The 21,821-nt window shown below is 70.3% G+C and carries 13 protein-coding genes; 8 read left to right on the top strand and 5 right to left on the bottom strand.

The genetic code is table 11. From position 1 onward, the window contains the following. Positions 1-34: 34 nt before the first annotated feature. The 3 genes from OG408_RS21875 to OG408_RS21865 form a co-directional block, all read right to left on the bottom strand. On the bottom strand, positions 35-2,974 hold the full coding sequence (locus OG408_RS21875; RefSeq protein ID WP_326671495.1) for an FG-GAP-like repeat-containing protein: 2,940 nt from the start codon (positions 2,972-2,974) through the stop codon (positions 35-37). Next, positions 2,974-5,538 (bottom strand): S8 family serine peptidase, encoded by a 2,565-nt coding sequence (locus OG408_RS21870; RefSeq protein ID WP_326671493.1) that lies wholly within the window; start codon positions 5,536-5,538, stop codon positions 2,974-2,976. Before OG408_RS21870 ends, OG408_RS21875 begins: the two co-directional genes overlap by 1 nt. A gap of 157 nt (positions 5,539-5,695) precedes the next feature. Beyond that, positions 5,696-7,681, bottom strand: a complete 1,986-nt coding sequence (locus OG408_RS21865) for a glycosyl hydrolase family 28-related protein (RefSeq protein ID WP_442806052.1) — start codon at positions 7,679-7,681, stop codon at positions 5,696-5,698. A gap of 380 nt (positions 7,682-8,061) precedes the next feature. Here OG408_RS21865 and OG408_RS21860 point away from each other — a divergent pair, with 380 nt between their 5' ends. Both OG408_RS21860 and OG408_RS21855 read left to right on the top strand, forming a co-directional pair. Continuing rightward, positions 8,062-8,376 carry a trypco2 family protein gene (locus OG408_RS21860; RefSeq protein WP_266781024.1) on the top strand — a complete coding sequence of 105 codons (315 nt, stop codon included), beginning with the start codon at positions 8,062-8,064 and terminating at the stop codon, positions 8,374-8,376. A gap of 1 nt (position 8,377) precedes the next feature. After that, entirely contained in the window at positions 8,378-12,733 is a 4,356-nt protein-coding gene (locus OG408_RS21855) for a tetratricopeptide repeat protein (protein ID WP_326671490.1), read from the top strand. 18 nt (positions 12,734-12,751) lie between these two features. On the opposite strand, the gene OG408_RS21850 is transcribed toward OG408_RS21855, so the two are convergent. Together OG408_RS21850 and OG408_RS21845 are read right to left on the bottom strand one after the other, a co-directional pair. Continuing rightward, positions 12,752-12,994: a hypothetical protein gene (locus OG408_RS21850; protein WP_266781006.1), complete on the bottom strand. Its 243-nt coding sequence runs from the start codon at positions 12,992-12,994 to the stop codon at positions 12,752-12,754. After that, complete coding sequence (locus tag OG408_RS21845) at positions 12,984-13,226, bottom strand: hypothetical protein (protein WP_326671488.1); 243 nt, start codon at positions 13,224-13,226, stop codon at positions 12,984-12,986. Before OG408_RS21845 ends, OG408_RS21850 begins: the two co-directional genes overlap by 11 nt. A gap of 113 nt (positions 13,227-13,339) precedes the next feature. Between OG408_RS21845 and OG408_RS21840 the strand changes: the two genes are divergently transcribed. The 6 genes from OG408_RS21840 (at position 13,340) to OG408_RS21815 (ending at position 21,694) form a co-directional block, all read left to right on the top strand. Beyond that, a complete protein-coding gene (locus OG408_RS21840; RefSeq protein WP_285570948.1) occupies positions 13,340-14,182 on the top strand; it encodes a helix-turn-helix domain-containing protein in 843 nt (280 codons plus the stop codon). Then, the gene (locus OG408_RS21835; protein WP_326671485.1) at positions 14,163-14,438 is read left to right on the top strand and encodes a DUF397 domain-containing protein; all 276 of its coding nucleotides are present in this window, start codon (positions 14,163-14,165) and stop codon (positions 14,436-14,438) included. The genes OG408_RS21840 and OG408_RS21835 overlap by 20 nt, the downstream gene beginning before the upstream one ends. A 77-nt stretch (positions 14,439-14,515) precedes the next feature. Then, positions 14,516-15,091 carry an RNA polymerase sigma factor gene (locus tag OG408_RS21830; protein ID WP_285570953.1) on the top strand — a complete coding sequence of 192 codons (576 nt, stop codon included), beginning with the start codon at positions 14,516-14,518 and terminating at the stop codon, positions 15,089-15,091. Next, a complete protein-coding gene (locus OG408_RS21825; RefSeq protein ID WP_326671483.1) occupies positions 15,088-16,149 on the top strand; it encodes a CU044_5270 family protein in 1,062 nt (353 codons plus the stop codon). The genes OG408_RS21830 and OG408_RS21825 overlap by 4 nt, the downstream gene beginning before the upstream one ends. Positions 16,150-16,438: 289 nt before the next feature. Beyond that, positions 16,439-17,254 (top strand): hypothetical protein, encoded by an 816-nt coding sequence (locus tag OG408_RS21820; protein WP_326671481.1) that lies wholly within the window; start codon positions 16,439-16,441, stop codon positions 17,252-17,254. A gap of 156 nt (positions 17,255-17,410) precedes the next feature. Further along, positions 17,411-21,694: a S8 family serine peptidase gene (locus OG408_RS21815; RefSeq protein ID WP_326671479.1), complete on the top strand. Its 4,284-nt coding sequence runs from the start codon at positions 17,411-17,413 to the stop codon at positions 21,692-21,694. Positions 21,695-21,821 lie beyond the last annotated feature (127 nt).

Below are 21,821 nucleotides of genomic sequence, written 5' to 3'. Positions count from 1 at the left end.
GTGGACTCGGGGGCCTGCGGCGGTCCGGAACCGGTCAGGCCGGGTCGATCGTCGCCACGATCGTCTGACGCATCGCGGAGAAGGGGCTGGAGTAGCCGCCGCCCTCCAGCGCCGTCGTACGGTCCATGCCGTACTCGTCGAAGTTGAGCGAGACGATCTCGTCGACGCCGTCACCGTTCAGGTCGGCGACGAGGATCTCGTCACCGCCGATCGCGGAGACGTCGGCCACGCTGGACGGGTAGTCGTCCCCCGCGGTGAGGATCGAGGGGTCGTACGTGCTGGCACCACCGATCTCGCCCGAGACGATGATGCGCTTGCCGCCGGGACCGTTCGCGAAGGCGGCCGTGTGCGAGTCCGCGATCGTGAGCACCCGGGAGTCCTGGCCGTTCGGCCCGAAGGTACGCATCGACACCCTGCTGACCATGGTCAGTCCGTCGGGACCGGTCAGCCAGTTGCCGAGGCCCCACGGGCCGCCACCGGTGGCTTCGTGGAGCAGTTCGCCCGTGCGGCCGTCCCGGATCTGCGTCATGGTCGTCAGGTCACCCGTGGCGTCCCTGGTGAACGCGGTGAAGACGACCGCGTGCCCGTCCGCGTACGGAATGCCCGCCGAGGCGAACGTACCGGCCCGCAAGGGCGCGCCGTAGAGGACGCCGTCCGTCGCCGATCCCGTCTTCGGGGTGACCGCCCAGTCGAGGGCTCCGGTCTTCGCGCGCAGGGCGACCCCGCCGACCACGCCGGGCTGCATGGAGCCCGTGTCGCCGGTGTGCGAGGCGTACTGGGCGTAGACGTGGCCGTCCGCGACCGAGACGTCCGCGAAGACGACGTCACCGGCGGACGCCGGGGCACCGTACTCCCACAGCTTCTTGCCGCTGCCGTTGTAGACGCGCACCTTGTCGGTGGCGACGATGATCTCGGCCCTGCCGTCGCCGTTGACGTCGGCGGCCTGCACCGTACGGACGAACTGGCCCTTGCCGTCGATCGTGGTGAGGACCTTGCCCGTACGGGAGTCCAGCACCGCGGCCGCGGAGTCGGCGGCGACGATCGTCTCGTCGCGCTTGTCGCCGTTGACGTCGGCCTTCACGAGCGCGTGCACCTGGCCGGGCACGGTCGCCGCCCACAGCTGCTTCGGCTTCCCCGACACCGTCGAGGGGCCGTCGTAGGCGAAGACGCCGTTGGACACACCGCCGACGATCAGGTCCTGCTTCTTGTCACCGGTGATGTCCGTGGCCACCGCCGAGTTGACCGCGGCCCGGAGCGGGACGAGGTCCTTCTGCTTGCCGTCGCCCAGGCCGTAGGTCCGGATGTTCTCGTTGGTGTCGACCGTGCGGAGGAGCCAGCTGCCGCCCTTGCGGAACGGCTGCGCCCACATCTGCGAGGTGACCAGGCCGCGCTGCTCCCAGCGCACCGAGCCGTCCTTGCCGGACAGGACGGCGAGGCGGCCGTAGCGGCTCGCGCCGCGGTTGGCGGCGCTCTCGTAACCGGCGTCGTCCTTGTACGAGGCGACGACCTTGCCGTCGACCACTTGCAGGCCCCAGGCGCCGCCGCCGTCATGGGAGTTGGCCGCGTCGCGCTTGACCGTGCGCGACCACAGCTCACTGCCGTCGTCGCCGTTGACGGCGCGCACCGTGTTGGAGTTGATGAACTGCCCGTTGTCCAGCGTGGACTCGCTGACCGTGTACTCCGGCCGGGAGTTGCCCTGGATGTCACCGATCACCAGGTCGATCGGCAGTGCGTTGATGCGGCGGTCGACGGTGGTGCGGGTGCCGTCGGACAGCTTGTACGAGGCGAGCTCGTAGACGATGCCCTCGTTCGGGTCGGACTGCTCCAGCGCGACGATGCTCTTGCGGGCCGCGTCGTAGTGCAGCTGGCGCGAGTAGAGCCGGTTGGTCTGCTCCCACTTGACGCTGCCGTCCTTGGTGTCGAACACCAGGGTGTGGCCGGACGGGTCGGCGGTGGCGCTCAGCTTCCGCTGGTCCCACGAGGCGGCGACCAGGCCGTCGCCCAGCGGCTCCAGGCTGGCCCAGCCGGCACCGGTGAACATGCCGGTGTCGTACGTCCAGGTCGTGGCGGGTGTGAGCGCGCCGTCGGCGTACGAGAAGCGGATGCCGCTCAGCGTCGCCTTGGAGTCGGCCGGTGCGTTGAGGTTGAACGTCGGCGAGTCGGCGACGACCAGGGTCTTGCCGACCAGCTTGATGTTGTAGACGCCGGTGTAGAGCTTGCTCCACAGCGTCTTGCCGCTCGCACCGTCCAGGACCGTCACGAACGTGCCCGTCGGCAGCTTCGATCCGGGGGCGGTGAACGGGCGGTACGGGTAGGCGCCGACACTCGCGGTGAAGACCACGTCGTCCACACCGTCGCCGGTCAGGTCCCCGGTGGTGTAGCCGTTGTCGGAGGCCACGGTGAAGGGGCTGACCGCGTTGTATCCCATGACGATGCGCGCCGGGTACGGCTCGGTCTGCCACGGACGGGCGTTCGTGATCTTCCAGTCGGTGTACAGCGAGGCGTTGTCGCGCCGCCACACCTCCTTGCCGTCGGCGGTGCGGCGCTGGACGGGGCCGAGCGCGTCCAGCGCGAAGTAGTCACCGTTCGCACCGGCCACCGGGGCGGTCGCGACCATGCCGTAGTCGCCCTCCACGGACGACTTCTTGGTGACCTTCCAGGTGCCGGCCGCGTCTGCGGTGGCGCCGTCGAGCGACGAGCCGCTGCCGCCCGTCGTGCCGGTGGACGGTGCCGTGGCCGCGTCCTCGCGTGCACCGATGTGCTGCGGGTCGTACGCGCCCTGCCCTTCGGCGTCGCCGTAAGGGTTGAGCTGGGCGCGTGCGGTGAGGTCGGCGGTCTGGCTGTCCGTGAGGGTCAGCAGGCCGCTGCTGTCGCCGGCGTCGGCGGCGAGGGCGGCCGGTGCGGCGCTGAGCGCCAGTCCGGCGGCCACCAGGGCGGAGGCGAGGCGGAGGCCTCTTCGGTTGATGTTCCTCATCACGCGCCCTTCGGGGAGAAGCGGATCGCGGAGGCGTCCTTGAGGACGGACTCGTTGAAGGAGTACTGGAGGGCGTCCGTACCGGCCTGGTTCTCGACGCCGATGGTCGCCGATGAGCCCTTCTGCGACGCCTTGGTGCCGATCCCCTTGTACTGGAGGGTGATCGCACCGGTCGCCTCGTCGAAGACGGCCTCGAAGCTGAGCCGGACCGAGGTGTCGGAGACCAGGGCGGCGTTGTTCCAGACGATCGCGAAGGTGCGGTGGCCCGTGCTGCCGGTGGTGGTGGTCTGGACGCTGGACTTCTTGTCGAGCGTCAGGTCGTCCCAGAACGCGGCGACGACGCCGTTGGGCTGGGCGGCGTCGGGCAGCGCGGTGTTGTCGTAGTCGCCGAGCCGCGGCGACAGGAAGTTCACCAGGCCGTTGGTGGTGATGTTGGCGCTGGTGTACGCGACTCCGTAGTACGTCACGGGGAACGGCAGGGCGACGGCCTTGGCGTTCTCGTCACCGCTGAGGGCGACATTCGTCTTCCCGGTGACCCAGTTGTACGTGCCGGGCGCGCAGGAGTACGTGCCGGCGGCGTCGGTGCGCGGCGGCAGCGAGGCCTGGACGGTCTCGTTCCCGTCGACGGTGAGCGCGCCGGTCCAGTCGCCGTTGCACAGCACCGGGGCGGCGGGCGTCACGGCCAGGTGGAAGGAGCCCTCCGCGACGGACGGGAAGGCGTACGAACCGTCGGCGCCGGTGGTGACCGCGTCGAGCGGGGCGTCGGCGAACCGCACCGAGGCGCCCTTGAGCGGCTTGCCCGTGACGTCGAGGACCGTGCCGGAGACGGTGTGGTGGGCGACCGCGTCGAGCGCGGAGTCCAGGGTCGCGCTCTCGCCGACGGCGACCGTCATCGAGTCGGTGTGGGAGGCGAAGCCGTAGCCGCTCGTGGTGACCGCGTACGTGCCGGCGGGCAGGTGCAGCTGGAAGGTGCCGTCCGCGACGGTCGTGACCACCCGGGTGATGTCGCCGCTCGCAGCGGTGACGGTCGCGGCCACGGCCTTGCCGGTGGCCCGGTCGGTCACGGTGCCCGTGATGGTGCCCGCGGTGTGCGGGGCGGCGTCGACGGAGGCCAGGATGTCCAGCTTGCCGCTGCCCCAGACGTTGTTCATCGCGGCGGTGCCGCCGCAGTGGGTGTCGTCGACGTCGGCGGAACCCTGGTCGAGCAGCGCGCGGGTCTCGTCGATCTTGCCGATCAGCGAGGGGGCCGCGGACCACAGGAGGGCGACGGCGCCCGCGACGTGCGGGGTGGCCATCGACGTACCGGAGATCGAGTTGTAGCTGTTGCCCGGCCACGTGGAGCGCACGTTCACGCCCGGTGCGGAGATGTTCGGCTTCATCGAGCCGTCGAAGACGGACGGGCCGAAGCCGGAGAAGTCGGCGATCTTCCCGGCGACGTCATAGGCGCCCACGCCGTAGGAGTCGGCCTGCGAGCCCGGCGCGTGGCCGGTCGAGCAGGTCGCGCCGTCGCCGTCGTTGCCCGAGGCGAAGGCCTCGAAGATCCCGGCCGCGTTCCACGCCTTCACGATGTCCTGGTAGAAGTTCGTGTCACCGCCGCCCCAGGAGTTGTTGACGATGTCGGGCGCCAGCTCGGGCTTCGGGTTCTGCCCGTTGTGGTCGGTCGGCGCGAGGATCCACTGCCCGGCCGCGAGCAGCGAGGAGTCGGAGCACTCCCGGGCCTCGCAGCCCTTGGCGGCTATCCACTTGGCACCGGGGGCGACGCCCACGCCGTCCTGGCCGACCATGGTGCCCATCGTGTGGGTGCCGTGGCCGTTGTTGTCGCAGGGGGCCCCGTTGGTGCACTGACCGGTCGGGTCGAACCAGTTGTAGTCGTGGCTGAAGGTGCCGTCGCCCTGGTTGCCCCGGTAGTTCCCCACCAGTGCCGGGTGGTCGTACTGCACACCCGAGTCGACGTTCGCGATGACGATTCCGTCACCGCGGTCCTCGTACTGGTCCCAGACCTGGTCGGCCTTGATGTCCTTGACGCCCCACTCCGGGGTGACCTCGGTGGCGCCGGAGTCCGCGTCGGTCTTCGTGCCCGGCGTCGTGGACGACTCCAGGTCGTCGAGCGCGTAACGCTGCTCCTTGACGATGCTCGCCACGTCGGACCGCTTCGCCAGCTCGTCGACGAGCTTCTGGTCACCCGTGACCTTGACGGCGTTGTTGATCCAGAACGACTCGTGTCCGACCTTCTTCTTGTCGAGGAAGGAGGCCAGGGACTTCTGCGAGGTGCCGGCCTCGGCCCGCAGCGCGGAGAAGGCCGACTTGGCCTTGTCCTTGTGCGCGCGCTTTCCCTGGGCGGCGGTCAGGTCGGCCCGCTGCTTCATGACGACGAAGAAGGTCGACTCCTTCCCCTTGCCGACGGCGGCACGGAGAGCGGAGTCGACCTTGGCGGAGGGTGCGGGGGTCGCGGTGGATCCGGTGGCGGCGGTCGCGGACGGCGCCGCGCCGAGCACGGCCAGGGCCGTGAACGCGGTCGCCGCCCATGCGACGCCGCGGCGCCGGGGGCTTCTGGGTGGGTACATGAAGGGGGCTCCTACCGGGGAGAGGGGCGCGTCAACCCGGCCGGACCTCCGGAGACCGGGGGCGGCGCCGCAAGCACGGCCAGGTTGGTGCGAGAACCTATGAGGAGCCCGTTACTGAGGAATTACTGGGACCACCGCACGCACGTCACCGCGCGCGTCACCACGCCCCCGGCGCGGGCGGCGGGACGACGTCGGGGCGGTCGTTGCAGGTGATGGTGTTCGGCAGCAGCCAGGGGGCGAGCCAGCCGCCGTCGTTGCCGCCCAGGTCCGTCAGGGAGAACTCCGAACCGGTGGCCGGGAAGTTGAACGAGCCGCAGTTGTTCACGCCGACCGCGCCCACGTTCCGCGCGTCCACGTTCTCGAAGGTGGCGCCGCCCGCCGCCCGGGCGCTCAGCACGGAGGTGCCGGTGCCGTCGACCTTGATGTCCTTGAAGTGGACGCCCTTGATGACGTACTGGTCCTTCACCGCCCAGTCGGAGACCAGCATGATCGCGTTGTAGGTGCTGTCGAGGAAGCTGTTGCCGGTGACCCGGATGTCGGCGTCGATGCTCTTGTCGAGCGCGAAGATCCACAGCGCGCCGAGGCCGATGTTCCAGTTCAGTTCGTACGTACCGGCGCGGACCGTCGTGTTGCCCGTGAGGTTCAGCTTCCCGGCGAACGGCTCGGCGCCGAAGCGGGAGCCGACGTGCAGGGCGCTGCCCTCGCGGATCGGATCGGCGACGAGGTTGTCCGAGACGGTGTTGTCGGTGCCGCCGTAGATCGCGATGCCGTTGGCGAGGACCGGGGTCTGGACGGTGTTGTGGTCGAAGGTGTTGCGGGCGTTCGCAGTCTTCTCGGACCACATCGCGAGGCCGTCGTCGCCGGAGTTGCGCACGAAGGTGTCCGAGACCCGGGAGTCGGTCACGCCCGTGTGGAAGTTGATGGCGTCGGCGATCTGGTCGACGATGATGCTGTCGCTGATCCGCAGGTTCTTCAGCGGCCCGTCGAACCACATGCCGACCTTGGTGTGGCTGATGTGCAGGCCCTCGATCGTCGAGTCGCTCAGCGCGCCGCCGATGCCGTTGACCTGGTCGGTGTCGACGCGTTCCCGTACGTCGCCCTCGATGGCGAAGCCGGAGAGGTGGACGTTGCGGCTGCCGCCGTCCGCCGCGTCCTTGCCGTAGAAGCCGACGCCGGTGTGGATGGAGCCGTCGGCGGCGGGCTCGTCGAGCGCGACCTCGCGGCCCTTGATCTTCGTGTACCAGTTGCCCGCGCCGGTGATCGTGACGTCGTCGACGACGATGTGCCGGTCGACGCGGTACGTGCCCGGCGGGATGTACACCTTGAGGTGGGTGCGCTTGGCGAAGGCGATCGCCTTGTCGATCGCGCCTGCCGCGTCCCGCCGGCCGGTCGGATCGGCGCCGAACGCGAGGACGTTGGCGGCGAGCAGCTCGACGTGCGGAAGGCCCACGAGCTCCGAGTCCAGCAGGTCGACCGTCGTCGACGCGGCCCGGCTGCCCGCCGGGACGGTGAGCCGTACGGTGTCGCCGGCCCGGTAGGTCCGGCCGAGCAGGAGCCGCTGCTCGTCGTAGAAGTGGCTGGGCCGGAACGGCTTCCCGATGACCGGGGAGGGGGTCGTGGCCGCGGGCACGCAGGAGCACTCGGTGATCCACCAGTCGGGGTGGAGCAGTCCGGCGCCCGGGTCGTTCGAGAACGGGTACTGGTTGTACAGCCAGGAGTACTGCGAGGTCAGCGTCATCGTGGAGCGCTTCTTGCCGTTCACCGCGACATCGAGCGGTGCGGTGATGCCGCCACCGCCCGGGGCGTCCGGAATGCTGTAGCGCACGGTGATCGCGTTGGCGGACGCGGGCAGCGTGAACTCCACATGCTGCCCCGGTGCGAGCGAGACCGCCTTGCGTCCGGACGCCTCCGCCGGAAGCGTGTAGGCGGTGCGGTCCGGGCCGATGACCGTGCCGTCGGTGACCGCGTTCTCGGCCTCCTGCTCGGCGAAGGCCACCTTCGCGCCCCTCCCCGCGACCAGCGCGGGATCGAGGGCGGCCCGGGTGACGGCGGGCGCCGCCGCGGAGGGCGCCGGTGCGGAGGCGGGGCGGGCGCCCGCGGGCGTACCGGCCAGCACGCCGAGGCCGACGGCGGCCGCGGTCATCGAGGCAACCGCGGCCGCACACAGGGCTGTCCGGCGCGGTCTTCGTGACCTCGCACCGACAACCGTGATCTTCCGTGACATCGCAGGCCCGTTTCTCTGAGGAGGGGTGAACGACCGGGACGTCCGGTGGGGCGGCCGCCGGGAAGGTGAGGCGACAGTAGGACCCGCACGTCCCGCCCCACAAGACTCCTGCAAGGAGATTTCTCGCTCCTGCCGTGTAACTGCGCTCCGTCATCAGATTTTTGCGTGACCGGACCACATCGTTGCAGGATCTCGGTAGGGGGTAAGTGGTGGCACCGGGACCGTCATCGGTGCTCCGCGGCGGCGGGAACCGGTCCTATTACCCCTGCCGACCGGGGTGTCTCCGGTACGATCCCGTCATGTCTGACGGACTTCGGTTGAGTGAGGTATTGGCGAGCCTTCGCAGGGAACTCGCGGCCGCTCACCACCAACGCGATCCACTCATACCCTTAGAGGTAAAGGAGATCGAGGTTGAACTCACGGTCGAAGTGGCCAGACAAGCCGCGGGCGAAGCGGGTGTCAGCTGGCTCGTGGTCGCAAAAGGAAGTAAGAATTCCGCGTCGACGACCTCTCATAAACTGACGCTCACCCTGGGCCCGGGATTCGTCGATTTCAACGGCAACCGGGGCGAGCTTCTGGTCACGCCCTCGGTGACCGTCCGGGACGACGACTGAGATGGCCGAGAACCTCGCCGCACGGGTGGCCAAGATCAGATTCGACGCGGCCGACGGCCGGGTCTTCCTCGGCAGCGGATTCCTGCTCGCCCGCGGCCTCGTCCTGACCGCCCAGCACGTCGTGACGAAGGCGTCCGAGTACACCGGCGGCCGTGTCACCCCCGGGCAGTTCACGGTCAGGCTGGAGGGCGCCACGTCGGCGGCGGCCGTCACGGAGATCGTTCCGCTGGAGGCCGACGGCCTCGACGCCGCACTGCTCATGGTCCCGGACCTGGACGAGCCCAGGGGCACCGCCACCCGCGGAGGCACCCATCACGGCGTCCAGGCGCTGGAGAACTGCCGGATCATCGGATACCCGGTCGCGGGCATCGAATCCGGCTCCACGTCGCCCAGGCCGACCGTCGTGCGGGTGAACCTCGCCCCCGTGGTCGGCGACGACGGCACAACGATCGCGATTCAGGTCATCGACCCGGTGCCGCGGGCCGACGAGGACTGGGGCGGCATCTCGGGGGCCGGCGTCATCGGCCCGGGCGGGCATCTGCTGGGCATCGTGACCAGCGTCCCCACACAGTGGAACGGCCGCCTGCGCGGCGTCTCGATCGCCGCGGTCCTGTCGGCGGTACGGCGGCGAGCGGTGAGCGCGCTCGAACCGCTGCTCACCTTTCCCCTCGTCGATCTGTCCGCGCGGCCGTCGGTCTTCGGCACCGACGGCTGGTCCGGCGCCCCGCCGCGACTCCCCGACGCAAGCCTCTTCGCCTTTGTGAACTACCGTTTCCGCCAGGTCGAGTTCGTCAACGACGGCCAGAGCGGCACGGTGCTCGACAGCATCGTCGACTGGGCGAACGATCTGCCGTCGAGACCGGACATCAGGATCGGACGGCTGACCGGCCCGGCCGGGGTGGGCAAGTCCAGGATCGCCGCCGAGGCCTGCCGAATACTCAGCCGTGACCCGCGGACGATGTGGCAGGCGGGATTCGCCGACTACGAAAAGCTCTCCGGCACGCACAGCTTCGCCACGCCGCATTTCATCGTCTTCGACTACGCCGAGCACCAGCACGAACTGCTGGGCACGTTCATCGAGAACCTCTACAAGCAGGCGATCGACGCCGGTCACCTCGGCGCCTCGGTCCGCCTCCTCGTCATCACCCGCGGCGAGGAGGCGTGGCCGGGACAACTCCGGACCCGCGATGTCGATCTCCCTTCGCTGCTCACCGGCTCCTTCGCCCTGACCACCCAGGCGTTCGACGAGCAGGAGGCCCGCGAACGGCATGCGGAGGCCGCGTACCGCTCCTTCAGCGAGGCCGTCGGCGGACCGGACACCCCGCGGGATCTGCCGGCCGCGGAGATCCGGCGGATCGCCGCATACGACCGGCCGCTGCTGGTCCACATCGCCGCCCTGCTGGCGGCCTCCGGCCGGGCGGTGCCCATCTCCGCCGCCGACGACTCGGCGCGTCTGCTCCTCGACACGGTCATCGACGTCGAAGTCGACCGTCTGACCAGGTCGAGCACGGCGCACAAGGACGGTGCGCGCGCGCTGGCGGACCGCGGCCGGGCGAAGCAGGCGCTCTGCGTCATGACGCTCACGGGTCCGGCCGTGCAGGATCTCGTGGAACTGCTCGCATCGACACCCGCGTTCGAGGGCGAGCCGGAGCGGTCCCGCACGGACGTCGCCAACGCGCTGCACCGGCGCTACCCGGCCGCGGCCGTCGCGGGCGGAGCCCCGGGCGCCCTGCTCGCACCGATCGAACCGGATCTGATCGCCTCCCATCTGCTCGCGACGACGGAGGGCCGGGCCGCTCTCGTCGAGCGACTCGTCGTTTCACGCGCGGTCGCGGCGCACCCGGCGTATCTCGCGCGCCTGCTGAACACCCTGGCGCTCGCCGCGGACGACTACCCGGAGATCAGTGACGATCTCAGAACCCACCTGGGGCAGTCCCTCGCTCAGCTCGTCGGCAGTGCCGACGCCTCGCAGTCGCTCTCGGAACTGCTCCAGGCGCACCTGCGGCGCCTGGTGGACGTCGCCGTGGAACTCGCCGGGCGGCAGGACCTGACGGCGGCACGGCAGCTGACCACCGCACTCGGCCTGCCCTACCTGACCGGGGTGGACGTCATCAACGAGGCCGCGTACCACGCCCATTACACCGTTCCGTACCCGCACGCCGCGCTCGACGGGCTCGGGGCCGCGCTCGCGGCCCGGGGTGTGGTGTACCGCGCCGCCTCGGGTGAACCCGAGAACGTGTATTCCGTCTACCTGAACTACGGCGCCCGCCTGGGCGGTCTCGGCGAGGCGACCAGGGCGCTGGACGCCGTCAGGCGCGGGATCGGCTACGTCGAGGACGCGGTCGCGACCGGCCGGCGGGACCAGCGGGAGACACTGGCGGTCGCACTGCACGGTCTGGCCCGCGCTCTCGCGGACGCCGGCGAACACGACGAAGCCCTGCGCACGGCCGAACGCGCGGTGGAATGCCTGACGGAGCTCGCCGCCGAGGACCGTGGGAAGAACCTCCACTTCCTGTCACTCGCGCGGGGCCAGTACAGCGGTGAGCTGCGCAGGGCGAAGCGCGATGCCGACGCGCTCAGGGTGTCCCGCCAGGCCTTCCAGGGCTACGAGGAGCTGGCTCACTGGGGCTACAAGTCGTACAAGGCCCATCTGCCGTACATGACTCAGATCACGGCATTGCTCGCCGAGGCTCTCGCCGCCGTCAATGAGCCGGGCGAGTCCCTCATGCTGCACCAGTACAGCGCCTATCTCGCCGAGGAACTCGTGGAGCAGGACGGCGCCGCCTTCCGCCCCGAACTTGCGGCCCGGACCCGCGGACTCGCCACGAGCTACTACGTCCTCGGCAGAACGGACGACGCGGTCGCCGCGAGCTCCAGGACCGTCGAGGTCTACGAGAAGCTCGTCGAGGACGGCGAGGAGCGGTATCTCGTCCCTCTCCTGAAGGAGTACGAAAGGGCGATCAGGTTTCGCTGCACGGCGGGACAGGACCTCGAAACGGCCCTGCGGATCTGCAACCACGGGCGGGCCGTCGCCGAGGACCTGGAGAAGACCCGCCAGGACTTCGTGGGGGACCTCGGCTTCAGGCTCCGGATGGCCGACACCGATCTCGGCCTCAAGTACACCCAGGCGATCAATCAGACGATCGAGATCCTGATCGAACAGGCCCAGGGGCGCCTGTACCGGGACCCCGACTGGCGGACAGCGCCGCCGGTCATGCTCGACGGCACCTCCGTGGACCCGGCGACGCTCGCCGGCCTCGAGGACCTCAAGGACAGCATGGAGCCGGGCGCCGAGATCCGCGTCTACACCGACAACCGACTGCTTCCGCCGCGTCTCGAAGAACTCGTGCGGTTCATCCGCTCGGAGCCGGCGATCGGGATGCTCGCGGATCCGTCGAACGAGAGACTCGCGGCCTGTCTCCGGGCCCTGCCCAGCGTCGCGGAGGCCCTCCAGGCCGAGGTCATCGACAACGCGGGCCAGAAGCAGCTGCGCGAATTCCTCGCGGACCACGCATACCTGTCGCGCCTGGATCCGGACGAGCAGGCGCACTGGGGAAGCTTCAAACTGGCCGTGGGCGCCCTCGGCATGCTCAGCGGGTCGGCCGTGCGGCTCGGGGCGGATTCCGAGACCTTCCGTGCCGTCGTCCCCGGAATCCTCCGCTACACGTATCTGGCCGGTGACCATCTGGCCGGACTCACCGCCGGATGGTTCGTCAAGAGCGTGTGGGACGACGTCCGGGAACCCGACGACCCGGACTCCATGGCGCTGGACGACCGGTTCGCCGGGACCGTGTTCGCCTCCGGTGACCACGGGCGCGCCCTGGCCCTCTGGAAGGACGTGGTCCACCGGCGCGAACAGGTGCTGGGGCCGGATCATCAGCGCACCATTGTCACCGTCGGCAACCTCGCCGCCTGCCTGATCACGTTCGGCAAGGACGAGTTCGACCAGGCGGAGGCCCTCTACGAGTCGGCCACCGAACGGGGCGACCGGGTCCTGGGGCCGGATCACCCCGACGTACTGCGACTGCGGGGCAATCAGGCCGGACTGTTCTTCAGACGCGGGCGGTACGACGAGGCGCTGCTGCGGCAGCAGGACCTGTTGCGCAGGTACAAGAACAACCTCGGCGCCGACCACCAGGACGCACTCAGCGTCGCGGACTCCCTGGCCCTCACCTTGCGGGCGCTCAAGCGGTACGCGCAGGCGGAGGTTCTGGCGGAGGTCACCCTGGAGCGGGCACAACGAATATTCGGGGTGGGTGATCCGCGAACGCGGCAGTACGAGGAGCGCCTCGAACGGATCAATGACCCGATCGAAGGCGAAGAGGCGGGCGAGGAGGGGGAGGACGAGGCGGTCTGAGCACCGCCGACCGCCCCCTCACCGGGGCAGCTGCCCCTCCCGGTTCACCTCCGTCACCCGCGCCCGCAGTACGAGCCCCGGCGGGGCCGGCCGGACGGCCCCGGGCGGGCAGTCCCACTCCGCCCCGCCCCCGGGCGGCCGCAGCTGCACATACGGCCCGACCCGCCCCATCACACGGCCCACCCGCCCGTCCCGCACATCGACCGCGAACGACCCGGGCTCCGGCGTGCACGCCTCCAGCCCACCGCCCTCAGCCGTCATGACCCGCCCCCTTCTCCTCCAGCGCCTGCGACAGCCGCAACGCCGTGTCGAGGTTGCAGCGCCCGAGGTCGAGGAGTCCGACCGGATCGTCGCCCGCGAACGAGACCGGGTCGATCCGCAGCGAGGGCAGCACCACCCCGATCCCCGCGAACCCTCCCCGCAACCGAGCCACCAGCTCCTCCGCCTCCCGCACCCTGCCCGCCGCCACCCTGCGCCGCTCCGTAGTCGTCATGATCGATTCCTTCCACTCTGAGTAGTTCCCACGCATACCCAGCGTGTCCAATCCGTCGTTAGCCTGGAAGAGGTGCAGTTCCAACAACCGCACGTGTGTCACAGGGAGTTGTCATGCCTGGTCCCCGAAAGCTCGACCCTTCCTCCTCCCCGCGCGCCCTCCTCGGCGCCGAACTCCGCCACCGAAGAGAGGACGCGGGCCTCTCACAGGCGGACCTCGGCTCGCCGCTCTTCGTCAGCGGCTCGTTCATCGGGCTGCTGGAGTCCGGGGTGCGGCGGATGCAGATGGACCAGGCGGAGAAGTTCGATGAGTTGCTGGGGGCGGACGGGTTCTTTGTGCGGAACTGCGCGGCGCTGAAGTCGTCGAAGTATCCGGACCACTTCGCGGAAGCGGCGGAAGCAGAGGCGCGGGCCACGACGATCAAGGAGTACGCCCCTCAGCTCATCCCGGGGCTACTCCAGTCGGAAGCCTACGCGCGGGCGGTGTTCCGCGAGTACCAGCCGACGGCGGTCGAAAGCGCCATCGACGAATTGGTGGCGGCCCGGCTGGAGCGCGCACAACTGCTCGCCGATCCAACACAGCCAATGTTGTGGGCGGTTCTGGACGAGGCGGTCCTTCGACGGACGGTTGGCGGACCTGAAGTGATGGCGGACGCCCTTCGCCACATCGCCAGCCTCGCTCGGCAACGTCGAATCATCGTGCAGGTCCTCCCCTTCTCCGCAGGCGGCCATGCCGCAATGGGAGGAGGCCTGAAGCTCATGGCGTTCTCGGACGCGCCTCCGCTCGCCTATCTGGACGGGCTTGGATCGGGACAACTCCTGGACGACCCAAGCACGGTACGCACGTACGAACTGACCTACGATCTGGTGGTGGCCAGCGCGATCTCACCGGCAGCGTCCCTGGCCTTGATCGAGTCGGTGGCGGAGGATTACGACCATGAAGCTCAGCGGTTCTGACCACGACCTGTCCACGGCTACCTGGCACAAGTCCTCGCACAGCGGCGCAAGCGGCGGGGACTGTGTCGAGATGGCCACGTGGCGCAAGTCCACATACAGCGACGGCAGTGGCGGCAACTGCCTCGAAGTCCTCGACGGCGTCCCCGAGATCGTCCCCGTCCGCGACTCCAAGGCGACCGACGGCCCCGCGCTGGTGTTCCGCGCGGCGGCCTGGTCCACGTTCGTCGCCGGACTGAAGCGGTCAGCAGCTCTCTGACCTGCGAGAAGTAACGGTTCACGGTCCCCGCGCCAATTGGTAGGTGACAGACTGCCGATCCGCACTGGAGGTCCCGCGTGCCGATACCCACGCACGAACCCGGCCGGAGACCGACTCCGTTCGGCGAGGTGTACGAGGCGCACTTCGATGCCGTCCTCGGCTTCGTCACCCGCAGAACCGCCGACCGGGACGTGGCCGCCGACCTCACCGCCGACGTCTTCGTCGCCGCGCTGGAGGCCTTCGCGGGCTACGACTCCGGGCGCGGTACGCATCTGGTGTGGCTCTACGGGATCGCCCGCAACACCGTGGCCTCCCATGCCCGCAAGTCGGCCCGGGAGCGGGAGGCGGTGGCCGCGCTGAGCGGCCGCCGTCTGCTGGACGAGCAGGATGTACAGCGCTTCGAGGAGCGCATCGACGCCGAGCGGGCGGCCCGGGAGCTGCTGGCCGCGCACGCCGTGCTGTCCGAGCCGCTGCGCGCGGTGATCGATCTGGTCGCCGTCGACGGCCTGACCACGAAGGAGGCCGCCAAGGTCCTCCGGATCTCCCAGGCGACGACCCGTGTCCGTCTGCACCGCGCCCGTGCCGCGTTGCGCGCAGGCCGCACCACCCCGCCCGATGCTCTCAGCACGCCACTTTCGGAGGTCACCCGATGAACACTCCGGTCGGATTCAAGCAGCGGCTGGGTGCGGAACTGGCCCTCCTGGAAGAGGCGCAGGCGGCCGATGAGACGTCCGGGCAGAACGCGCCGGTGACCGCCGGCCGTTTCTTCGCACGGCCGGGTGTCCGGCGGACCGCGTGGGTGGGCCTGGCAGCGGGCACGGTTGCCGCCGCCGTCGTCGTCGCCACCTCGGGCGGCCAGGGGGTGCGGAACCGGTCGGTGGACGCGATGACGGTCGCCCAGGTCCTGGACGCCGCCGCGACCCACGCCGCGAAGGGCCCGGACAGGGAACCCGGTCTCCACCAGTGGGTCTACACCGACACGGTGGTCTGCTACGACGACTGCGGGCACCAGCCCCACTGGGTGCGGTACGACGGGGCAAAGGCCGCGTCGGTCGGAAAAACGTTCCGCACGGGCGACCGCACCGTCGTCTCCGTGAGCGACATCGCCGCGTCGATGGGCAGTGGGGTCGGGCACAAGCCGCAGGAGACCCGGGAGGTCCTGTCCCGGCTGCCCACCGACCCCCGCAAGCTCCTTGAACGGGTCAGTGACGACCCGTTCTTCGCAGGCGGAGTCGATCCGAGCGCTGTCCTCCCCTACAGTCCGGACAAGAGCTTCAACAGCGCGGGGGAAACCTCTCCGGCCGTCACCCCCGGGGCGCGGTTCGCCCGGATCGTCAACGTGCTCGAGGTCGCGTCGAACATCCCTCCCAGGATCAACGCCGCGCTCTACCGCGCGCTGGCGCTGATCCCCGGAACCGAGCTGGTCGCCAAACCCATGAAGGACGCGGCCGGGCGGCCGGGCACGGCCATCACGTTCGACTTCCACGACCGGGCCCGCACGCGCGCGTACCTGTTCCTGGACCCGGACACGTACGCCTACCGCGGCTCCCGCACCGACTGGCGAGGGGAAGGGAACGTCTCCGACGCCTTCGCCCACATGAAGACCGGCATCGTCGACCATCCGGGCCAGGTGCCCGGCGGCCCCGCCCCGGACCCCTCGGACGTGGTGGAGGAGGAGCCCACGCTCATCGTGCCGCTGAAGCCACGCTGAACCGCCCGGGGCTCAAGCCCCGAGATACGGGCGTTCTTTCAGCGGAATGGATGGCGGGACTGATTCCCACCCACCCTCCCTGCCTGCCGGGTTGACTTTTCGCGACCGACTTGCGACGGACGGTAGTCACGCTCTAGCGTCTGCCTGGACACGACGGCCCCCGCCGGTGCGCAAACACCGAGCAGGGGCCTGACCAGGATGATCGAACGGACCCGATCTCATGGCTGCCAGCCACTTTAGTGCTGCCCCTGTTCCCCCGCCCGGCCCCGCGCCCACGCTCGACCACCCGATGGCGAACCCCGGATACGGCAAGCGTTCGGCACCCGGCCAACGCCCCCGCACCGGAGCGGACTTCGCCCACCTCCTCCCCCGTGACGCCGCCGTCGCCACGTACCTCGACGGGCTGTGCGAGGGCGCCGACATCTCCGTGAAGACCCTCGCCAAGGTGCTGCCGTACGGGCAGTGCGCGCTGCGGACCACGCTGAACCGGCTCCAGGAGGCCGGACATCTGCGCCGGGGCAGGGAGTGCGTCGCGACGGAGGAGATGCTGCTCTGGGTGACGCGCACGTTCTTCTCCCGCATCGCGCGCGACGACGCATGGTGGGCGGCGTACACGCGTGATGACGTACCGCAGACGCCTCAACGGCCCACCCGCTCGCGGTCGTTCATCCTGCTGGCGGCGCTCGGTAAGGCGTCCCCCGCGCTCCAGCTGTCCGCACGGGACTGCGCGAGGCTGGAACCGCAGGTCAGCGAGTGGTTCGAGCGGGGTGCGGCCGAGGCCGAGATCGTGTCCGCACTGACTCAGGGGCTGCCGGTGCAGGTCTACAGCCCGGCCGCGTTCGTCGGCCGGAGGCTGCTCGACAAACTGCCGCCCGCGCGGATCGCCCCCGTGCGCGAGGTCGTCCTGCGGACCCTGGAGTGCGGCGAGTGCCGGGCACCCGGCAGCCCGGAGGCGATGCGGGGCGGCGTCTGCGGGGCCTGCCGGGGCGCGTCGGGCGACGCTCCCCGGGGTCCGGCGGGCGCCGTGCCCGTGCAGGGTGTGCGGGCCAGGATGAGCGCGGTGCGGGCGGGGCTGGTCCCGCGAGCAGACCGCACCCGCGGGTGACACCCGGGGCGGGACCGCCGTCGCCGGTACCGCCCTGCCCCGTTCCATGGCGGCTCTACGACATGTCGAATTGTCGCCACCGCCTTCTGGTGCGCCGGGCCCGTCCGACTCTGTAGACCCGGGGAGCACACCCACCCCGGAAGGAGCAGGACAACCATGTCCCGCAGACCAACCCCCGCCAGACGACGGCTCACCGCTGCCTTCCTCGCAGCCGGGCTGTCCGGTCCCCTACTGGGACTGTCCGCCCTGCCCGCCCAAGCGGCTCCTGTGCCGCGCCCACTGGGCGCGGCCGTACCCGATGTGCCGAAGCAGGCCCTCAAGTCCGTTCGGGACAAGCTCGGTTCGCACGACCGAACCCTGCTCCAGAAGGCCGAGAGCAGGAAGGCCGCCACGGTCACCCTGCTGCTGGCGACCGATCGCGGTGACACGGCCGGCGTACGCCGTCGCGTCACCCAGCTCGGCGGCACCGTCGGCGAGGTCACCGACAAGCTCGGGTACGTGCGCGCCACCGTGCCCACCGGCAAGGTCTCCGAGCTGGCCGCGCTGTCCTCGGTCCGCGCCGTCGACCTGAACGAGACGTTCAAGATCCCCGATCCGTCGCCGGTCACCGGTGAGGACCGGAAGCGGGACCACTCCTCCGGCACGGAGAGCGGCAGCACTCCCGCCGCACCCGGCAAGGGGACCCCCTCCGACAACCCGTATCTGCCCACCGGCGAGACGGGCGCCACCGACTTCACGTCCGCCCACCGCGACTGGGACGGGCGCGGCGTGACCATCGGCATCCTGGACACCGGCGTGGACGCCGCGCATCCGGCGCTGCGGAAGACCACGACCGGCGAGCCGAAGATCAAGAACTGGGTCACGGCGACCGATCCGCTCACCGACGGCGACCCGACGTGGCTCCAGATGAGCCGCACGGTCACCGCCACCGGCGGCACGTTCCGTTTCAGCGGCGTGGATTACAAGGCGCCGGACGGCACGTACGAGTTCCAGACCTTCGCCGAGAGCACGACGTACGGCGGCGAGCTGGGCGGCGACGTGAACCGCGACGGCGACTACAAGGACACCTTCGCCGTCCTCTACCGGCCCGCCGACCACCGCGTGTGGGTCGACGCGGATCTCGACCACACCTTCGGTGACGGCGATGTCGTCGAACCGTACGCGAAGAGCGGGAAGTTCGCCTCGTTCGGCACGGACGACCCGAGTACCCCCGTCACCGAGTCGATGCCGTTCACCGTCGAGTACCGCGACGACGTGGACCTGTCGCCGCTGGGCGGCACCAACGCCGGCAAGACCGCCGACTACGTGAACATCGGCATCGTCTCGGGCGCGCATGCCACACACGTCGCCGGGATCAGCGCGGGCAACAGCCTGTTCGGCGGGAAGATGAACGGCGCCGCGCCCGGTGCGAAGATCGTTTCCGAGCGGGTGTGCCTGTTCGCTTCCGGCTGCACGTCGTACGCGCTCGCCGAGGGCATGATCGACGCGGTCGTGAACCAGCACGTCGACGTCGTCAACCTGTCGATCGGCGGACTGCCCGCCCTCAACGACGGCGACAACGTGCGGGCCGTGCTCTACAACCGGCTCATCGACGACTACGGCGTCCAGATCGTGTCGTCGGCCGGCAACGACGGGCCCGGCATGAACACCGTCGCCGACCCCGCCGTCTCCGACAAGGTGCTCGCGGTCGGCGCGTCCGTCAGCAAGGAGACCTGGTGGGCCGATTACGGCTCCCGGGTGCGCGCCTCCCAGTCCCTGTTCCCGTTCTCCGCACGAGGGCCGCGCGAGGACGGCGGCATGAAGCCGGAGATCGTCGCCCCGGGCGCCGCCGTGTCGTCCATACCCACCTGGATGCCCGGCGAGAGCGTGCCCGACGCCGGCTATGAACTGCCCGCCGGATACGGCATGTTCAACGGCACGTCGATGGCGTCCCCGCAGGTCGCGGGCGATGTCGCGCTGCTCCTGTCGGCTGCGCGGCGCTCCGGTACGAAGGTGACGCCGACCGCGCTGCGCTCCGCACTGACGAGCTCGGCGACCTTCCTCGCCGACCAGCCCGCATACGCGCAGGGCGCGGGACTCATCAACGTCCCGAAGGCGTGGAAGCTGCTCGCCAAGGGCGCCGAGCCGACGTCGTACACCGTCGACGCCCCCGTGTGCGGGGCGCTCGCCGGAATGCTCGCCACCCCGAAGTCCGGCACCGGCGTGTACAACCGGTGCTCCCCCGGAGACGGCGGCCAGACCACCGGCCGCACCAAGGAGTACGACGTCCGGCTGACCCGCACCGGGTCCGGCAGCGGTGTCGCACTGCTGTCGTGGCTGGGCAATGACGGGACGTTCAGCGCCCCGCCCGTCGTGCTGCTCGGCAAGGGCAGGGCGACCACCGTCACCGTCCGCGCGCGGACCGGCTCCACCGGTGCGCACTCGGCGCTGCTGCGCGTCGACGACCCGGCGACCCCCGGTGTCGACAAGCTCGTCCCGGTCACCGTCGTGGCCGCCGCCGACCCGGCGAAGTCCTCGTACACGATCAGCGCCAAGGGTTCGGTGGACCGCAACCAGACGCGTTCGGTGTTCGTGTCCGTGGCCGAGGGCGCCTCGGCGCTGAAGGTGGACCTGAGCGGGATCGCGGGCGACAGCCAGACCCGGTTCCTCGCCATCGACCCGCAGGGCATGCCCGTGGACGCCACCGCGGTCAGCCTCTGCTACACGCACTTCTCGGACGCCGGGACCTGCGACCCTGCCTCGCGCACCTACGAGCAGCCGATGCCCGGCATCTGGGAGTTCGAGGTGGAGGCGCGGCGCACGTCGCCCGTCATGGAGAACCCGTACCGGCTGAGCGCGGCCGTTCAGGGTGCCGCGTTCGACCCGGCGTCGTCCGTCGTCGCCGAGGCCGCCCTGCACGCCCCCACCGAGCAGGCCTTCACCGCCGTCAACCGGTTCGCGCCGGTGACCGCGCACGCGACCGGCGGCACGCTCGGCGCCCTGTCGCAGGCCCGGCCCACCGTCGCCTCCCAGGCGATGACCGGCAAGCAGATCACGGTGCCGCGCGACGCGACCCGCCTGGAGGTCGTGCTCGGCAACGCCTCCGACGAGGACGCCGACCTCGACCTGTACCTGATCGCCCAGTCCGGGGCCCTGGTCGCCTCGTCCACCCATGGCGGCTCGCGTGAGTCGCTGACCATAGAGAACCCGAAGCCCGGCTTCTACTTCCTGTACATCGCGGGCACCGACGTGCCCTCCGGTTCCACCGCGTTCGACATCCAGGACACGATGTTCTCGAAGTCGCTGGGCGCGGTGACGGTGGACGACGAGAAGCCGGTGAAGCTGGCCACCGGGCAGTCCATGAAGATCGCCGGGCGCCTCGTCGCGGAAGCCGTGCCGCCGGCCGGCCGCCGTCTGGTCGGCCGGTTCTCGATGGCGAACGACGCGGGTACGCCCCTGGGCAGCGCGGACGTGCTGCTCGGCAACGTCACCGTGCCGTCCCTCGACGTCACCGGGTCCTTCGGCCCGGCCAGCGGCTTCGGCTTCAACGACCAGGGGCAGGTGGCCGGTTCGGCGCAGGTCTCCTCGGTCACCCGGCCGGTCCGCTGGGACGCCGAGCACGGCGTCACGCTGCTCGACAACACCGGGGTGCGCAACGGCAGCGCCCTGGGCCTGAGCCAGTCCGGTGCGTACACCACGGGTCAGGTGACGCTGACGGGCGGCGGCACCCGCGGCGCCGTGTGGGACGCGGACGGCAAGCTCACCACGCTGCCGCTGCCGGACTGGGAGGCGTACAGCTTCGACCGCGGCTTCGCGGTCGACAACGCCGGTAACGTCGTCGGCAACGCCACGGGGTACATCAAGAACCCGGCGACCGGCGGCAGCCTCCAGGTCAACGACCCGTTCATCTGGTCCGCGAAGGACGGGTTCCGCAAGCTGAGCCACCTGACCGACCAGCGCACCCTGACCGAGCCGCTCGCGCTCAACGAGTCGGGCGTCATCGTCGGCCACTCGTACAAGGCGGGCGTCCGCCACGCGGTGAAGTGGAACATGGACGGTTCGGTCACCGACCTGGGCACGCTGCCCGGCATGGCCGACAGCACCGCCAGGGGCGTCAACGCCTCCGGCGTGATCGTCGGCAAGAGCGGCGACGACGCGTTCGTCCTGAAGCCGGGCGGCACCATGACCCGGCTGCCCGACCTGGGCTTCGACGCCCAGGCGCTGGCCGTGAACGACGCCGGCTGGATCGTCGGCACCGCCGAGTCCGAGCCCGACATCGAGACGGCGGTGCTGTGGGACCCGCAGGGCCGGATGTACGACATCGGCTCCATGGTGGACCGCAAGCACTGGGTGCCCCTGGAGGGCCTCGGCATCAACAACCGGGGTGAGGTGGCGTTCTACGCCACCGACGTGACGGCCCAGGGATCGACGAAGATCGTCATCGCCAAGCTGCCGTCCTGACCGTGTCCTTCCCGGCTGCCCGCTCGCGGGCAGCCGGGAAGGCACCTGCGCTCACCCGGCCGGGAGAACCTCGGTGTCTGGTCTTCGCCATGGCGGGAACTCGACACCTTCCGCCGGTGCGCAAGGT

The organism is Streptomyces sp. NBC_01257 (assembly GCF_035917255.1).
Taxonomy (GTDB): Bacteria; Actinomycetota; Actinomycetes; order Streptomycetales; family Streptomycetaceae; genus Streptomyces.
The sequence above is the reverse complement of the archived record's forward strand: the minus strand, read 5'-3'. Positions and strand labels throughout refer to the sequence as shown.

Excerpts from the sequence above, each read along its gene's own strand:
- OG408_RS21875 (WP_326671495.1), bottom strand. The coding sequence starts at position 2,974 with ATGAGGAACATCAACCGAAGAGGCCTCCGCCTCGCCTCCGCCCTGGTG.
- OG408_RS21855 (WP_326671490.1), top strand. The coding sequence starts at position 8,378 with ATGGCCGAGAACCTCGCCGCACGGGTGGCCAAGATCAGATTCGACGCG.
- OG408_RS21815 (WP_326671479.1), top strand. The coding sequence starts at position 17,411 with ATGTCCCGCAGACCAACCCCCGCCAGACGACGGCTCACCGCTGCCTTC.
- OG408_RS21845 (WP_326671488.1), bottom strand. The coding sequence starts at position 13,226 with ATGACGACTACGGAGCGGCGCAGGGTGGCGGCGGGCAGGGTGCGGGAG.
- OG408_RS21865 (WP_442806052.1), bottom strand. The coding sequence starts at position 7,681 with ATGACCGCGGCCGCCGTCGGCCTCGGCGTGCTGGCCGGTACGCCCGCG.
- OG408_RS21850 (WP_266781006.1), bottom strand. The coding sequence starts at position 12,994 with ATGACGGCTGAGGGCGGTGGGCTGGAGGCGTGCACGCCGGAGCCCGGG.
- OG408_RS21835 (WP_326671485.1), top strand. The coding sequence starts at position 14,163 with ATGAAGCTCAGCGGTTCTGACCACGACCTGTCCACGGCTACCTGGCAC.
- OG408_RS21840 (WP_285570948.1), top strand. The coding sequence starts at position 13,340 with ATGCCTGGTCCCCGAAAGCTCGACCCTTCCTCCTCCCCGCGCGCCCTC.
- OG408_RS21825 (WP_326671483.1), top strand. The coding sequence starts at position 15,088 with ATGAACACTCCGGTCGGATTCAAGCAGCGGCTGGGTGCGGAACTGGCC.
- OG408_RS21820 (WP_326671481.1), top strand. The coding sequence starts at position 16,439 with ATGGCGAACCCCGGATACGGCAAGCGTTCGGCACCCGGCCAACGCCCC.
- OG408_RS21870 (WP_326671493.1), bottom strand. The coding sequence starts at position 5,538 with ATGTACCCACCCAGAAGCCCCCGGCGCCGCGGCGTCGCATGGGCGGCG.
- OG408_RS21860 (WP_266781024.1), top strand. The coding sequence starts at position 8,062 with ATGTCTGACGGACTTCGGTTGAGTGAGGTATTGGCGAGCCTTCGCAGG.